This window comes from Alishewanella sp. SMS8 (genome assembly GCF_030737935.1).
Classification (GTDB): domain Bacteria; phylum Pseudomonadota; class Gammaproteobacteria; order Enterobacterales; family Alteromonadaceae; genus Alishewanella; species Alishewanella maricola.
In genome coordinates this window covers 168,182-183,956 of record NZ_JAPJEA010000001.1, presented here as the reverse complement: position 1 = coordinate 183,956, position 15,775 = coordinate 168,182, and the positions used below count along the sequence as shown (strand labels likewise).

At 47.0% G+C, this 15,775-nt stretch carries 15 protein-coding genes and 1 riboswitch; of the genes, 7 read left to right on the top strand and 8 right to left on the bottom strand.

What is annotated here, in order from left to right:
- Positions 1-22 precede the first annotated feature (22 nt).
- The gene (locus ORJ01_RS00900; protein WP_306176623.1) at positions 23-2,041 is read left to right on the top strand and encodes a S9 family peptidase; all 2,019 of its coding nucleotides are present in this window, start codon (positions 23-25) and stop codon (positions 2,039-2,041) included.
- Between the two features lie 200 nt (positions 2,042-2,241).
- Here the strand turns inward: ORJ01_RS00900 and ORJ01_RS00895 are convergent, their stop codons facing one another.
- Both ORJ01_RS00895 and ORJ01_RS00890 read right to left on the bottom strand, forming a co-directional pair.
- On the bottom strand, positions 2,242-2,982 hold the full coding sequence (locus ORJ01_RS00895; RefSeq protein WP_306176622.1) for an ABC transporter substrate-binding protein: 741 nt from the start codon (positions 2,980-2,982) through the stop codon (positions 2,242-2,244).
- A gap of 150 nt (positions 2,983-3,132) precedes the next feature.
- Complete coding sequence (locus ORJ01_RS00890) at positions 3,133-3,684, bottom strand: NADPH-dependent FMN reductase (protein WP_226750958.1); 552 nt, start codon at positions 3,682-3,684, stop codon at positions 3,133-3,135.
- Positions 3,685-3,904: 220 nt separating this feature from the next.
- A riboswitch (cobalamin riboswitch) is annotated at positions 3,905-4,076 on the top strand.
- Positions 4,077-4,159: 83 nt separating this feature from the next.
- Between ORJ01_RS00890 and ORJ01_RS00885 the strand changes: the two genes are divergently transcribed.
- Genes ORJ01_RS00885 through ORJ01_RS00870 form a run of 4 tightly spaced genes read left to right on the top strand, consistent with a single transcriptional unit; the run spans position 4,160 to position 7,444 of the window.
- Positions 4,160-4,987, top strand: coding sequence for an ABC transporter ATP-binding protein (locus ORJ01_RS00885; protein WP_306176621.1), 828 nt, complete (start codon positions 4,160-4,162; stop codon positions 4,985-4,987).
- On the top strand, positions 4,981-5,991 hold the full coding sequence (locus tag ORJ01_RS00880) for an iron ABC transporter permease (protein ID WP_306176620.1): 1,011 nt from the start codon (positions 4,981-4,983) through the stop codon (positions 5,989-5,991). The genes ORJ01_RS00885 and ORJ01_RS00880 overlap by 7 nt, the downstream gene beginning before the upstream one ends.
- Position 5,992: 1 nt before the next feature.
- Positions 5,993-6,598 (top strand): cob(I)yrinic acid a,c-diamide adenosyltransferase, encoded by a 606-nt coding sequence (gene cobO, locus ORJ01_RS00875; protein WP_226750961.1) that lies wholly within the window; start codon positions 5,993-5,995, stop codon positions 6,596-6,598.
- On the top strand, positions 6,599-7,444 hold the full coding sequence (locus tag ORJ01_RS00870; protein ID WP_306176619.1) for a cobalamin-binding protein: 846 nt from the start codon (positions 6,599-6,601) through the stop codon (positions 7,442-7,444).
- Here ORJ01_RS00870 and ORJ01_RS00865 read toward each other — a convergent pair.
- From ORJ01_RS00865 to ORJ01_RS00855, 3 genes are all read right to left on the bottom strand, one after another.
- The gene (locus ORJ01_RS00865) at positions 7,427-7,750 is read right to left on the bottom strand and encodes a hypothetical protein (RefSeq protein WP_226750963.1); all 324 of its coding nucleotides are present in this window, start codon (positions 7,748-7,750) and stop codon (positions 7,427-7,429) included. The genes ORJ01_RS00870 and ORJ01_RS00865 overlap by 18 nt on opposite strands.
- Positions 7,751-7,841: 91 nt before the next feature.
- Positions 7,842-8,882 carry a patatin-like phospholipase family protein gene (locus ORJ01_RS00860; protein ID WP_226750964.1) on the bottom strand — a complete coding sequence of 347 codons (1,041 nt, stop codon included), beginning with the start codon at positions 8,880-8,882 and terminating at the stop codon, positions 7,842-7,844.
- Between the two features lie 15 nt (positions 8,883-8,897).
- Complete coding sequence (locus tag ORJ01_RS00855) at positions 8,898-10,178, bottom strand: anti-phage deoxyguanosine triphosphatase (RefSeq protein WP_306176618.1); 1,281 nt, start codon at positions 10,176-10,178, stop codon at positions 8,898-8,900.
- A gap of 127 nt (positions 10,179-10,305) precedes the next feature.
- Between ORJ01_RS00855 and ORJ01_RS00850 the strand changes: the two genes are divergently transcribed.
- Positions 10,306-10,644 (top strand): YebG family protein, encoded by a 339-nt coding sequence (locus tag ORJ01_RS00850; RefSeq protein WP_226750966.1) that lies wholly within the window; start codon positions 10,306-10,308, stop codon positions 10,642-10,644.
- A 146-nt stretch (positions 10,645-10,790) separates the two neighbouring features.
- On the opposite strand, the gene ORJ01_RS00845 is transcribed toward ORJ01_RS00850, so the two are convergent.
- Positions 10,791-12,185 carry a sodium:alanine symporter family protein gene (locus ORJ01_RS00845; RefSeq protein WP_306176617.1) on the bottom strand — a complete coding sequence of 465 codons (1,395 nt, stop codon included), beginning with the start codon at positions 12,183-12,185 and terminating at the stop codon, positions 10,791-10,793.
- A 114-nt stretch (positions 12,186-12,299) separates the two neighbouring features.
- Complete coding sequence (locus ORJ01_RS00840; RefSeq protein WP_226750968.1) at positions 12,300-13,517, bottom strand: pyridoxal phosphate-dependent aminotransferase; 1,218 nt, start codon at positions 13,515-13,517, stop codon at positions 12,300-12,302.
- 226 nt (positions 13,518-13,743) lie between these two features.
- Here ORJ01_RS00840 and ORJ01_RS00835 point away from each other — a divergent pair, with 226 nt between their 5' ends.
- Positions 13,744-14,619 carry a glucosaminidase domain-containing protein gene (locus ORJ01_RS00835; protein ID WP_306176616.1) on the top strand — a complete coding sequence of 292 codons (876 nt, stop codon included), beginning with the start codon at positions 13,744-13,746 and terminating at the stop codon, positions 14,617-14,619.
- Between the two features lie 200 nt (positions 14,620-14,819).
- On the opposite strand, the gene ttcA is transcribed toward ORJ01_RS00835, so the two are convergent.
- Positions 14,820-15,740, bottom strand: a complete 921-nt coding sequence (ttcA, locus tag ORJ01_RS00830; protein WP_226750970.1) for a tRNA 2-thiocytidine(32) synthetase TtcA — start codon at positions 15,738-15,740, stop codon at positions 14,820-14,822.
- Between the last annotated feature and the right edge of the window lie 35 nt (positions 15,741-15,775).

Sequence of the window (15,775 nt, the reverse complement as noted above, 5' to 3'; positions counted from 1 at the left end):
CTTTTGCTAACCGAGGGAACTGATGAAAAAACTGACGTTACTGGCTGCCTGTGTTTTAAGCAGTACGGCCATGGCAAAGGGGCCGCTGACGGTCGAGCACCTAAACCAATTTAATAAAGTGGGTAATGTGGCGTTAGCGCCAGATGGTCAAGCGGTAGTTTACAGCCAGAGCAATGGCGGTTTTGCGCCCGCCGATACCAGCCATGATTTGTATTTAATGACGCTGGGTGAAAATCGCAGTGTGAAACGCCTGACTACACACAGTAGCCGTGAAACTGCAGTGCAGTGGCATCCTAACGGCCAGAGTATTTTCTTTATTGCCAATCGTAGTGGTAGTAATCAAATTTGGCGGTTGTCGTTAGACGGTGGTGAAGCACAGCAAGTCACCCAACTGCCGGTACCTGTGAATGCATTTAAATTAGCCGCTGATGGCAAAACCCTGGCGTTAGCGTTGACCGTGAAACCGGGCTGCCAAACGTTGCATTGCACCTTGGATGCGCAAGCCAAAGACGCCGAGAAAAAAGACAGTGCCTTGGCTTATGACCAGCTTATGGTTAGACATTGGGATCACTGGCGCGATCAGTATCGTGAGCATTTGCATGTTGCTACCCTTGGTGACAAGGTATTAACGGATGCGAAAAATCTGATGGCCGATTGGAACACCGATATTGCCGGGATCAGTGAAGTATCTTTCACGCCTGATAATCAGCAACTGGTGTTTAGTGCCAAGATCCCTGCCGTCGATCAAGCCTGGCATACCAATTACGATATTTTTCAGGTACCGATTAGCGGTGGTGAAAAAGTTAATTTAACCGCCAATAACCCCGCTTGGGATGCAAAGCCAAAATTCTCCATCGATGGCCGTTTTATGGCTTATTTGGCTATGAAAAAACCCGGCGCTGAAGCCGATCGCTTTGGTTTAATGTTGTTGGATCTGGTGACCGGTGAGCAGAAAGAAGTGGCACCAAACTGGGACCGCTCGATTTCTGATTATCAGTTTGGCTTAGATAATCGTACTATTTATGTAACAACCCAAGATGTTGGGCAATATAGCATTTATGCCATCAACACCAGCTTTGGTGATGTCGTCAAAGTGTATGGTGATGGCTATGCCGGTAACTTACAGGTTGCCAGTGATAAAATTGTGTTTACCAATCATCGCTTAAATATGCCAGCAGAGATTTTTCAAACCGGGCCAGATGGTTCGCAATTACAACAATTAACCGATGTTAACGCCACTTGGCGCGAGCAGGTACAATTTGGTGAGTACGAGCAATTTAGCTTTAAAGGCGCAAACGATGCCACCGTATACGGCTATTTAGTGAAGCCGTGGAATTTTGAGCCAAGCAAAAAATACCCGATGGCCTTTTTGGTGCACGGTGGGCCACAAGGTAGCTTCGGTAATATGTTTAACGAGCGTTGGAATGCGCAAATGTATGCGGCTAAAGGCTATGCTGTGGTCATGGTCGATTTCCATGGCTCTACCGGTTATGGCCAAGCTTTTACTGATGCGATTAGCCGTGATTGGGGTGGCAAGCCCTTAATCGATTTGCAAAAAGGCTTTGAGTATATTGTGCAAGCTCAGCCTTGGATTGATGGCGAGCGTGCTTGTGCTCTGGGGGCTTCCTACGGCGGTTATATGATGAACTGGATTGCCGGTAACTGGCCAGAGGGCTTTAAATGCTTAGTGAACCATGCCGGTTTGTATGATATGCCGAGTTTTTATGGCAGTACGGAAGAGCTGTGGTTTCCTGAGTTTGATTTAGGCGGGCCAGCTTGGCAGGCTGAGTCAGATTATCAAAAATTTAATCCGGCGGCGCATGCCGCAAAGTGGCAAACGCCGATGTTGGTGATCCACGGCTTAAAAGATTTCCGTGTGCCTTATGCTCAAGGCTTAGGGGCTTTTACTAATTTACAACGTAAAGGCATTGATTCACGGTTGGTGATCTTTCCAGATGAAAATCACTGGATTTTAAACCCGGATAACAGAGTGCGTTGGTACAACGAAGTGTTTCAGTGGTTAGATAAATATACACGTTAAACATAAGCTCCGTTAAGCTAATGCGCGTGAGTTAAGCATAACACTGTTTTCGCTAAATCAACTGTTGCAGGCCATGGATGGCCGCAAAGAATCCTCAAGAAAGACTTATGGCGTGTTGGCTAAGCAAACCGCGTTATGCTTAACACTAAACTGATCGGTATGACCGCTCTGTGGGGCTTTGTTATGGAATCATGCAGCGGTTAATAGTAAGCAAAGGGTTGCTGCCCCGTTTGTAATTGTCGGCTTGGGGCGGCAATACCAAAATGTAAACGCAAATTTTCGGTGAAGCCTTCACGCTCTAATTGAAACAGCATATTTGCCAAGGGCTGTAATAAGGCGCTGTGGTCGCGATGCAGTAAATGGTAATCAGGTAAGCTAAAAATAAATTGCTCGCTAATCGGGAATTCGCTTTGTGCATTAAGCTGGTAAGCCGCAAAAATCACGGCATCGACTTTGCCGGTTAAAAATAAATTTTTGGTACTTTCGATACTGCCAGAGCTAATCACTTGGCGCGAAGGCGGCAGCTTTTTTAAGATTTCTTCCAGCACCAAAGAGCCACGGACATAAGCCAAGCTTGGCACGTCGTCTAGGCTACATTTTGCACAGCGTTGCTGATTGATATACAAATAAACCTTGGTATCAAACAACACATAGGGTACTGCGACGAGGTTAGGGTAATGCTTAGTGACATCCAGCACCCTAGCTAGCTCACCATCTAAGCTGCCTTTATTCGACTCTAATAAACTTCGGCCAAACGGAATATCAATAAAGTGTGCATCAATATTTAAACGCCGATAGGCTTCAGACAACAAAGCTTGGCTGTATTGCGCTGCAGGTGAGGTTAGCGCTTCGCGAAATTGAAGTTTTGACGGCAATGTCTCTGCCGTTTCGGCGTACGACACACTCCAGATCATTACGCTAAAAAGTAGCAGCCATTTCATCAGATCAATCCGTTTAGTCTTAGCGTTTGCACATCTTGTGAGATGCGGTTCAGCTATTTATGAGTAAATAAAGCAACGTCAGGCGAATAGTGTTACCCGTTCCGTTACAAGAGCGCTAAAAATATCCCTAACTTGCAAAGTATTATAAGTTTACGGCTGCAGTTTTTGTTGCCATGCCGCCAACGCGAGCAGTTGCTGTTTGATATTTTCTTGGATTTTACTATCAATTAAATGTCCTTCGTTGTCAAAAGCGCCGCTAAACGCATTGGCAAAAACTTCGGGTTTATTTAACGGGTGTAAATCGAGATATACACAGACTTGACGTAAATGATATTGCGCGCGCGAGCTACCCATGCCCCCTGCCGCTCCCATAATAGCCACCGCCTTGCCACGTAATAGGTAATTATCAGGTTCACGCGATGCCCAATCTAGCGCGTTTTTTAAAGCGGGGGCCAGTGAGTAATTGTACTCTGGGCAGCCCAGAATTAATGCATCTGCTTGGGCGAAATCGTTAAGTAACCGGCTGACAGCAGCAGGTTTCTCTGCTAAATCGGCGTTATAAAAGGGCACATCTAATAAGTCGGCCAGGTGGATTTTCATACCTTTTGGTGCGTGTGCTTGTGCCCATAGCAACATACCCCGATTAGTCGATTTAGCGCGTAAACTGCCGCAGATGGCCAAGACGTTGAGTGTTTTTGTCATAGTGATAGGTTGCTCCATGTCAGGTGTTTAGCCCTGAGGCTTGCAGCGTTCAGATTTTATAAATAGCTTAAGCCTAGCAGTTATCGTTAAAATTGCAGGATAAAAGTTAACCCTATGCGTAATAAATTTCACCGGTAGAGCACAATAAAGCAAAGCAGTAATCCGATATCTGCTTTAACTTTTTACTGCTACAATAGCCAGCGTTGCTATCTTATAACAAGCAACGCTTAAACGCTAAGGTGAGCTTAAAGCTTAACATAGGGAATCAGGTGCGAACCCTGAACTGTACCCGCAACTGTAAACTACGCTGTGTTTCAAGGCCACTTAACGGGAAGGCGAAACATGGGTCATCGTAGTCAGTCAGGATACCTGCCTTGGTGTAAAATGCCCCCGTGCGGGAAAACACGGTAGCGGCCTGCCACCTGTGTCAAACGGGCTGTAGGATGCTGCCTGCGAGCAATTACAGGATATCGTTTTGACAGCCGCCATTTATACTCTAGACCAGCTTTGTTTAGCGTATCCCAATTCGCGTAGCTCAGGCTCTGTGCTGGCGCTCGACCAGATTACGTTGACGATTTCCCCTAATGAAGTCGTCGGTATTATCGGCCCAAATGGCGCGGGTAAAAGTAGTTTATTACAACTACTCAATGGCCGTTATGCGCCGAATAGTGGCCGAATTTTACTTTCTGGCCAGCCGTTGCAGCAGCAGAGTGCACAGGCTTTAGCACGGCAAGTTGCCACCGTGGCACAAATCAGCAGTGCACCGCAGGGGTTGTTTTGTGAGCAAGTTGCGGCGATGGGCTTGTTACCACATAAGCGCTGGTATGAGGGCACCAGTGCCCAAGACCTGCAGCAGGTAAGGTTAGCATTGCAGCAAGTGGGTTTGGCTGATAAAGCGCAACTACGCGCCGATACTTTATCGGGGGGCGAATTACAGCGACTTTATATTGCACGCGCTTTGGTGCAGCAAGCGACTATTTTATTATTGGATGAGCCGACCAATCATTTAGATGTGAAATACCAACATCAGGTATTGCAACTGCTACAGGGGCTGAATAAAACCATTATTTGTTGTTTGCACGATCTGAATTTAGCCGCGCGTTATTGCCACAAGCTATTGTTATTGGAAAACGGTAAGGTGCGGGCCTATGGTACGCCACACGACGTTTTGCGCCCAGCATTATTACAGCAGGTTTTTGGTTTGCCTTGCGTGGTATCATCTCAAGCCGATTATGGCTGGTTGCAAGTGACCTTTATACCTGAGCTCGCGCACGCGAAAGTCGGAGTGCCAAGCCCATGCTAAAACAGTTAAAACCCCGTCAGCGAGCCTTGCTATGGCTGTTAAGCGGTTTATTGGTACTGAGTTTACTATTGAGTTTGCACATTGGCAGTGTCGCGATCAGTTGGCGTGAATTGCTGCTCGCTTTAACTGGCCAAGCAGTGAGCGAGCCGCTGACCCAGACGATTATCTGGCAAATTCGTTTACCTCGTTTATTGGTCGCCATGTTAGTGGGGGCAGGCTTGGCTGTGGCCGGTACCGTTTTACAAAACGTCAGTCGTAATCCACTGGCTGATCCTTACTTATTTGGTTTAATGGCTGGGGCTGGGTTAGGGGCGACCATTGTCAGTATTGTGCTACCCGATCAACTGATCAGCATGGCGTTGGCGGCCTTTTTAGGGGCTTTGCTTGCGGTGCTGTTGGTGTTTATTGCCTGTATGGGTAATAGGCTACAAAAAATGGAAGTGACCTTACTCGCTGGGGTGGCGGTGTCATTTATGCTCAGCGCGATAAGCAGCTTTATTCTGTATTTTGCTGAGCCTTTTGCCGCTAATCGGGTTATTTTTTGGATGATGGGAAGCTTAAGTCGAACCGATTGGCACAGTGTGGCATTAATTGCGCCCGCCGTGCTGCTATTACTGGTGGTGGCATTGGCGGTCAGGCGGCAATTGGATGCCTTGTTATTATCAGACGACAGTGCCCGCAGCTTGGGCGTGAATACACAGCGTCTGCGGCTGGTGTTATTACTGCTTACCGCGTTAGTCACTGCCTGTATTGTGGCGCAGTGTGGTGGTATCGCCTTTGTGGGCTTAATGGTGCCGCATATGGTGCGTTATTTTATGGGGGTAACCGCAGTGCCATTATTGCTGGGCTCGGCGCTATTTGGGGCCATCTTTATGATGTGGGTGGATAATGCCGCGCGTAGCCTGTTAGCGATGCAAGAAATTCCATTAGGGGTGATCACCTCGGTGCTTGGCAGTGTATTCTTTCTGATTATTTTACGGCGACAGTTACAACAAGGTGGATAGCATGAGTGCAGATGAATTAAAACAACAACGCCATCAGGCACGGCAACAACGCTTAAAAGAGTACGTTGATGCCGCCGTAACACGAGCCAATATTGAAAAAGGTTTGTTGTTAGTCATAACCGGCAACGGCAAAGGTAAATCAACTGCCGGTTTTGGCACCGTGGCTCGTGCGGTCGGCCATGGCCTAAATGCGGCAGTGGTGCAATTTATTAAAGGCAGTTGGGCTTGTGGTGAACGTAATTTACTGCAACAACATGGTGTTGAGTTCTCAGTGATGGCAACGGGCTTTACCTGGGATACGCAAGACAAAGCGGCAGATATCGAAGCGGCCGAGCGGGTGTGGCAAGATGCCGAGCGCTTTTTAGCCGACGATACGCTCGATTTGGTGTTACTAGACGAGCTTACCTACATGCTCAGTTATCATTATTTACCACTAGAACGCATTGAAAAAGCGCTGATGCAGCGCCCAGCTAAACAACATGTGGTGATAACCGGTCGCGCTTGCCATCGACGTATCTTGGAATTAGCCGATACCGTTAGCGAGATCCAAGCAGTAAAACATGCGTTTGACGCTGGTGTGAAAGCACAACAAGGTTTGGATTGGTAAATGCGATTATTACACCGTATGTCGCGGCTTTGGCTTAGTGGGGTTATTTTAACACTACTCGCTTTGCCGCTTGCTGCCGCGCCGCAGCGGGTGATCAGTCTGGCGCCGCATATTACGGAATTAGTGTATGCGGTGGGGGCGGGCGAGCAATTAATTGCCGTGAGTGATTACAGTGATTATCCTGAAGCTGCCTTAGCATTGCCGCGGGTGAACAGTTTTGCGGCCTTAAATATTGAGGTTATTTTAGCGTTAAAACCGGATCTAGTGCTGGCCTGGCGCAGTGGTAATCCGGCGCAGGATCTTGAACGCTTGCAGCAATTTGGTATTCAGGTGGCTTATTCTGATCCAGTCACGCTTGATGATATTGCACTGGAGTTAAAGCAGCTCGGTGCTTTACTCGGGCATGCACAGTTAGGTCAGCAACAAGCGGCAGCGTTTCAGCAACGCTTAACCACGTTGCGTAAAGCCTATGCGCATAAACCGCGGCCAAGGGTGTTTTATGCCATGGGGGTGGCCCCGTTAACGACGGTCGCCAATTCGGCTTGGCCTGCGCAACTATTACGTGAGTGTGCCAGTGATAACATTTTCGCTGATGCTAAAGGCGATTATCCGCAGCCGTTGTTAGAGCAGTTATTAGTCCGCCAACCCACGGTAATTATTCAACCACAGCAGGCAGCAACAGCAGCGTTTTGGCAGCGCTATCCCAACCTGCCTGCGGTAAAAAATCAGGCTTTTGTTAGTTTAAATGCGGATTGGGTGTATCGAGCAGGCCCACGTATGCTCGATGCTATGCAGGCCTTGTGCGAAGGGCTAGAACCTTATCGTGGCTCAGTCGATAATATCTGAGCGTTGCTTACCGAGCGGTCGGCATTCGTTGAAGTGACCGTTGTGCTTGCAAATTTCTTTTGGCTGCTCGTCTTTGCCGAGCTTTTTCACGCCTTCAATCACTGCACTATCTAGCGCAATGCCCAGCTCAGTTAACAGTAAAGGCGGCTCAACGGTTTTGCTTTGCCCTGTTTGTTGATCTTGCACCACGCGCCTGTTGTCGCTTCGTAGCTGACTATCACCGAGCATCCCTAACGCGGTACAACCCGATAACAGGTTACCAAGCAGCAAGCAGCCGCCTAAAACTATCCATTTAGTTGATAACATTGTGCCGCTCCATTTGTGAAACATCCTTTTTGTTGCTGATAAGGTGACAAAAATACAACCTCGGCTAACAAAAAGTCAATTAAAAAGAACGTTACAGCCGCTCTAACTGATAGTGGCCACTGGCAAAGGCGTCGGCGAGTTCATGTGAACGACTTAGCACCGTTTGCCAGGCTTGGATGCGCTGTGCCTCGTTGAGTTTAAAGTCTTTACGATCAGGAATTTTGCCGTGAGGTAAGCTGCTGATCCAAGCCGGACTAGGACAGAGAATCACCACATTATCAAGATAAGCACGATTGGCTCTGCGCCATTTTAAACCTTTATCAAACCAGCCTGGCGTTAAGTCGGGGTAGAAATGCGGATAGAGTACCAAGCCTTCGCTGCTAAATTGCTGATTGAAGTGATAATCGGTGATACCACCATCAAAGTAGTGTCCTTGGCCCGCACCTTGAATATCCAAAACGGGCTCTAATACCATGGGAATAGCGCCACTGGCGATCACCGCGGCGGATAAATTGTGTTCATTCAGTAATACGTGTTCGGTTGGTAAATCAGCACTGTGGAAAAAAGGCGCCGCTTCTCCGGCGACATGAAAATGAATACGCTGAAAAAAATGCCTTAACAATCGTCGATTTAATAAATTCGCCCCTGCAGCGAGCATCAACCCCGTGCCTTGCAGCCAAGGGCGGTTGCTGCGGTTTAAGCCTTTAGCGCGGTCAACTATTAAATTTAACTTCATAACCGGGTGCTGCAATACCTGTTGAATACTGTCGTTATCCGGCAGGATCTGCTTAATAATATTTTGTGAGATCTGCGTGATCAGTTTAATGTCGGCCTGCGGGGGAAAACGAATTTCGGAGTAGGCTTTAGCAAAGCGGCTTGATGCAGCTGCACCATCTTGCTGGGCATAACAAGTAAAGCGCCAAGCACCGGCAGAACTGCCCAGCAGGTGCAATGGCTTGCTGCGGTTTTTAAAAAATTGTGTAAGTAGATACTGATCAAGCCCATACAGGCAAAACCATTTAGGGCCACCGCTGGCGCCAATCATCACGCTGATATCATCAGCGTGTAAGCCCTGTTGTTGGATCTGTGTAAAGGCGCGTTGGCCTGCGAGAACCCGAAGTGGTTTTTGCACTTTTACACCCTCAGTTTAACTACCAAATAAGCTGCTATACATCCGCTCGGCATAATCATCGGTCATGCCTGAAATATAATCGCAAATTACTCGCTGCTTGGCAGTTTTATCTGCGGCAACTAGCCAACGTTGCTGCGTATTAAGCGGCAACAAACGTTGGGGATCAGAGGCAAAAGCATCGAATAATTTCAGTAACATATTTTGACTACGAAAGCGTGATTGTTGAATGGTCGGTTGTTGGATCACACACCGATAGACCAGTTGTTTCAGCGTTTGTAAGATGTGTTGCTCGGCTTCAGCTAGGCAGGCATTAAAACGAATTAGCGGCTCTTCGCAGCGTGGTAGGCTTTCATATAAAGATACCGAAGTAATTAACTGATTTACCAAGGAGCCAATCGCATCTTTGCGCAAGTGATGCGCCTTAGCAAACAACTTAACGCCAACGGCCTGCAATGCTTGTTGTTGCTCGTGGCTCAGTGCAGCAAAGGGCTCAGCAGTAAACTGTTGCCATTGGCTAAAGCTAATATTACCTAGCACGATAGCATCTTCAAGATCATGCACACCGTAAGCGATGTCATCGGCCAGTTCCATAATCGACGCATCTAAGGATTTATAGCGTGATTTTTGCCACGGTGAGTCATCCAGTACTTGAGTTTGTTGAAATGCTTGGCGATCGGTTGCGCTTAGTGGCGCTAAGATCCAATCTAAAATAGCACTGTCAGCCGCAAATACCGCCTTTGCGGGTTTCCACGGCGCTAAACTTAACGGGTTATCGAGCTGGGTTGGTGCTGTCAGCATCGGTTGTAGCACCGGATATTTTAATAATCCCAGTAAGGTGCGGCGTGTTAAATCCATACCGTGATGTTCGGTATAAGGTTCTAATTTACTGACAATACGTAAGGTTTGGCCGTTACCTTCAAAGCCACCGTAGGCCAGCATTTTGTAATTAAGTGCCGTTTCGCCACCATGCCCAAAAGGGGGGTGACCTAAGTCATGCGCTAAACACAGCGCTTCCATTAAGTTGTCTTCGGGTAAGAAGGCGCGTACGGTATCATCCGCGTTTAGGCGTAATTGATTGAGTAAACCGGTGCCAATTTGTGCGGTTTCTAAAGAATGGGTTAACCGTGTGCGGTAAAAGTCATTTTGACCAATACCAAGAATTTGCGTTTTAGACTGCAAGCGACGAAAGGCGGCTGAATGTAACACACGAGCCCGATCTCGTTGCCATGGCGTACGATGGTCTAAGGGGCGACTACCGGGGGCCGCCGACCGACGTTCTGACCAGACTGAACCCATAAATCCTCCACTGAAATCGCTATAGTTCAATTACTTATAGTAATGTAAATAACAGTGAGATGCGAGCGCTGGACAGGGTCTTATTTATACTGTATAAATAAACAGTTTTCTAGCAGAGGGTAAAACGATGGCGGTAATCACCAAATATGTTGTAGAGCGAAATGGAGTAGAAAAAATGACGTTTACCTCAAAAGCTGAGGCGGATGCCTATGACAAAATGCTCGATACGGCAGATGCTTTGCAACTATTACTTCAAGACAGCGCTTTAATCGCTGACGAACAACAAACTGAAACCTTGGCGTTATATTTAGCGCAGCAAAAAGACGCGGTATTAATTGCCTTAGGTGCCAAAAAAGCGCCAGCAAAAACGGCAGAGAAAGAGCCTAAAGTCAGCGAGAAGTCGCAGCTAAACACAGCAGAGTTAACGGCCGTAAAGAAAAGCAGTAAAACCGAGCAAGCGGCTTAACCCTCAGTTCAGCCTTCCTAGCTAATACGGCTAAGGCAACACCTTGTCTGCGCGCGTGAAGCGCCAAAGGCAAGGTGTTGCTCTTAATCTTAATTTGCAGTACAAATCTCAGTTGCGCTACAAGGCTCAGCCTACCTCAACACCATCTAGTGCTTAACGCGGTTTTGCCAATAACGATTTAAATCGGCTTTTACCTCTGGCAACAGTAAATACAGGGCCAGAATATTCGGGATCGCCATTAAGAAAATCATTGAATCGATAAAATCAAACACTGCCATAATGCTGGGTACTGCGCCCATCGATACCATGCCACAGAATAAAATCTTATACAGCGTGGTCATTTTGGGGCCGGTACCCATAATGTAACGCCAGCCGGTTAAGCCATAATAAGACCAGCTAAGCACGGTTGAAAAACCAAACAGCAACAACGCCACCATCAAGACTATCGGAAACCAATCAAATACCGTAGCAAAGGCACCCGAGGTAATTTGTACGCCATCCAGCCCTTGTAATTGATAAGCCCCAGTTAAAATAATCACCAAAGCCGTAATGGTACAAATCACCACTGTATCAATAAAAGGCTCGAGCAAGCCGACAAAGCCTTGCGAGATAGGATCTTTGGTTCGGGCTGCCGCATGCGCGATAGGCGACGAGCCGATGCCCGCTTCATTCGAGTAAGCGGCGCGCCGAAAACCTTGGATCAACACGCCAATAAAACCACCATAGGCCGCATCGGGCGCAAAGGCACTATGTACGATTAACAGCAAGGCGCTAGGCACGGCAGGTAAATGCTGTGCAATCACCACAAAGGCAGCCAGCAAGTAAATGGCACACATAAAAGGCACCAGTTTACTGGTGACATTGGCAATACTTTTGATACCGCCAATAATCACTGCGCCAATTAGCGCCGCGTAAATCACCCCAAACAGCCAAGGTTGATCAAAGCCCGTTACACTTTCTACTTGCACAAAGCCTTGGTTTACATGCACAAAGCCGGCCGAGCCAAAGATAACAGCAATAGAAAAAAAGATGGCCAAAGCGGAGCCCAAGCGGGGTAAATGATATTTATCTAGCGCGGCTTTAATGTAGAACATTGGGCCACCCGAGATACTGCCGTCGGCGTTTTGCTGACGATACTTCACAGCCAAGGTACATTCGACAAACTTGGTCGACATACCCAATAAACCGGCCATGATCATCCAAAACGTCGCGCCCGGGCCGCCAAGGCTGATAGCAATCGCCACACCTGCAATATTACCTGTACCCACCGTACCAGAGAGGGCGGTGGTTAGGGCTTTATAAGGGGAGATTTCACCGGCGCTATCACGTTCTGGTTTGGCGAATAAGCGGCTAATCGCATAGCGAAAGCCACGGATATTAATAAATCCGAGGTATAGGGTAAAAATGATGGCACCGCTGATCAGCCAAATCATGACCAAGGGAATATCCACGCCATTAAAGGAAAAGGCGTAAAATACGACTGCAGCAAGTTGCGTCGTAAAAGCTTCAAACAGAGATTGGAAAGAGTATTCAGCAGACATTTTGCTATCCAGATGGCTACAACCTGGCCGAGCATACCTGCTTGACGCCGTGCTGACAACAGTGATGTGTCAAACACGGCATTTTTACAGATGAAGTTCTTAAAGCGTCATGTTTTATTCTTGGCTATAGCTGGGTAAAAATTGTGCAAGCTTACTAATTGCCTGTCGTAATTGATCTTTATGCGGCAGTGTAACGATCCTAAAGTGATCCGGTTCTGGCCAGTTAAAGGCGCGACCATGCACTAACAGCACTTTGTGTTGCCGTAAAAAATCTAACACAAACAGTTCGTCATCTTTAATATGATATTTCTTTAAATCAATTTTGGGGAAGAGATACATGGCGCCTTTTGGGCGCATGCAGCTTACTCCATCAATCTCATTGACCAACTTGTGCGCCAAATCCATTTGATCGTATAAACGGCCACCAGGAACGGTAAGCTCATTAATGCTTTGATAGCCGCCCAGTGCCGTTTGTACGGCGTGCTGGCAGGGCACATTGGCACATAACCGCATCGAGGCCAGGATATTTAAACCCTCGATATAGTTTTTGGCGAGCTTTTTTGCACCAGAGATAAACAACCAACCGATGCGAAAACCGGCTATGCGGTAATTTTTAGATAAGCCACCAAAGGTCAGCATTACTAAATCATCTGCTAATGCTGCCGTGCTGACATGCTCTGTACCGTCGTATAAGACTTTGTCGTAGATCTCATCACTCATCACCACCAGCTTATGTTGCCGGGCGATTTCAAGCAGTTCACGTAAGAATTCAGGGCTGTACACCGCACCGGTTGGGTTATTCGGGTTGATTAACACGATAGCACGGGTTTTTTTGCTGATCTTCGCTTTAATATCCTCAAGCGAAGGATACCAGTCTTGCTGTTCATCACATAAATAATGTACCGCTTTGCCCCCCGCTAAATTAACTGCGGCAGTCCATAGCGGATAATCGGGCATCGGCACTAACACTTCATCGGCGGTATTCAATAAACCTTGTAAGGCCATCAATATCAATTCAGAGACGCCATTACCGATATAAACATCATCGGCATCGGCACCACGAATACCCCGTTGTTGATAATATTGCGCGACAGCCACTCGCGCCGGATAGATACCTTGTGAATCAGAATAGCCCTGTGCCGTTGGCAAATTATGAATAACGTGCTTGAGAATTTCATCGGGTGCTTCAAAACCAAATGGGGCAGGGTTACCAATATTGAGTTTTAGGATCCGATGACCTTCTTCTTCCATGCGCTTGGCTTCTCGAGCAACTGGCCCACGGATGTCATAACATACCCCATCTAACTTAGTTGAACGTTCAATTGGTTTCATATCTTCGCCATTTACCCCGTTATATCCATCCAGACAGCTAAATCTTACCAAGCCAGTTTTTATCAGACAGACTAAATTTGCAATGATTTCAGCATAAAATGCGTAAAAAAACCCAGCGTGGCAACTTTTGGTCGAATCTAGCAGACTAAGGCGGTAGAATGGCAGGCTAAATAATAATAATACGTTCTAATAGTGTTGAATTGTTGTTTCATGACAAAGGTGGTTAATGCTGTTTTTCCGAAAATTATTGCTGGTATTGTTTTGGTTAGGGGTGCTGATTGCCACGTTAAGCCCTTTTAGCCAACTCGAACCATTAAAAGAAAGCGATTCGCTCGAGTCTTTCGAGCAATGGCAGATCCCAACTCGGCTGTCTGCATTATCGCAGGCTGATCAGAAAAAACTGCTACAGCGGTTGGCTTATCCTCGCTCTGAAATTCCCGCTCGGCCGTTACCCGACTTTAATGCCATTACGGATGTCCGTAAAAAGAAAAAAGCTTTTTTTGATTATTTGCGCCCTCACGTGCGTCGCGAAAATCAACGCTTGCTGTTATTGCGCGAGCAATTATTAGAAATTGAAGATAAAAAGCGTAAGAATATGCGCTTACATATCGACGAATATGCCTTTCTTTATAGTTTGTATGATGAGTTCCGCTTAGATATTACTGAAACGGATATGGCATCGCTGCAAGAATTACTGTTGCGCGTGGATATTATTCCGGAGAGTTTAGTCTTAATGCAGGCAGCCAATGAGTCGGCTTGGGGCACTAGTCGTTTTGCCGTGGAAGGCTATAACTTTTTTGGGCAATGGTGCTTTCGGGAGGGCTGTGGCCTCGTGCCATTAAATCGTGCTGAAGATCAGTTTCACGAAGTGGCCCGATTTGAAGATGCCGCCGCAGCGATTAGCAGTTATTTTTATAATCTGAATACTTTTCATACCTATGAGTCGTTACGCCAAATCCGCTGGAAGTTGCGTGAAGAGGATCGCCCCATACGTGGTGAAGCATTGGCGCATGGGTTGCATGCTTATTCTGAACGTGGTGAAGAGTACATCGAAGAGATAACCGCCATGATCCGTTATAATCGACGTTTTTTAGAAGATTAAGCTGATTGCTATTTCCTGCGCTGCGATGTGCTGTTGGGTATGGTTTTAGCTGGACATCACAGCTAAGAAGCCAAGTGCGCATAAGCCAAGGTGCAGCATGGTTATCAAAGGCAGGCTGGCATATCGCGCTGCAATGCCGATGTGAAAAGCTGCGCTCTAACAGCATGATGCCAAGTTAAAGCGCAGAGATAATCAAGGAGCTAGTTTAACTCGACCGCTTGTAGCAGCGGCTGCTCATCTTCGTTATCTATTTCTAAGCCAACCGGAATGCTGGGGATGGTCGCTTTATCAAATGCTAAATCACCCTCAGTCGCTAAAGCGTCACCCTTCGTCAGCCCTGCGAAATTAAACAGCGATTTATCTGCTAAATGTGATGGCACGATGTTTTGCATGGCTTGAAACATGGTCTCGATGCGCCCAGGAAAGCGTTTATCCCAATCTTGCAGCATTTCTTTGACCACTTGGCGCTGCAGGCCGTCTTGTGAGCCACAAAGGTTACAAGGGATGATCGGAAACTCACGCGCGACAGCGTATTTTTCAATGTCTTTTTCTTTGCAATAAGCTAAAGGTCGGATCACGATATGTTCACCGTTGTCACTGACCAGTTTAGGCGGCATCGATTTCATCTTGCCACCATAAAACATGTTTAAAAACAGGGTTTCAAGCATATCATCACGATGATGGCCTAATGCAATTTTAGTGGCGCCCAGCTCTTTTGCAGTACGATATAAAATGCCCCGGCGCAAACGTGAACACAGCGAACAGGTGGTTTTACCCTCTGGAATTTTATCTTTGACTATCGAGTAGGTATCTTCAGTAACAATCAGATATTCAATACCCAGCTGGTTTAAATACTGAGGTAATACCTCAGCAGGGAAGCCAGGTTGTTTTTGATCGAGGTTAACGGCAATAAGGCTAAAATTTACCGGCGCGGATTGCTGTAAATTCATCAGGATATCGAGCATGGTGTAAGAGTCTTTGCCGCCAGAAAGGCAGACCATGATCTTATCACCTTCTTCAATCATGCCGAAATCAGCAATGGCTTGACCCACACCCCGGCGCAATCTTTTGTGTAATTTGTTCAGATTGTATTGAGCTTTTGCTTGTGCTGCGTGCGACATCAGTAACTACCCGCCAGAAAAAAGGCGCTCATTAT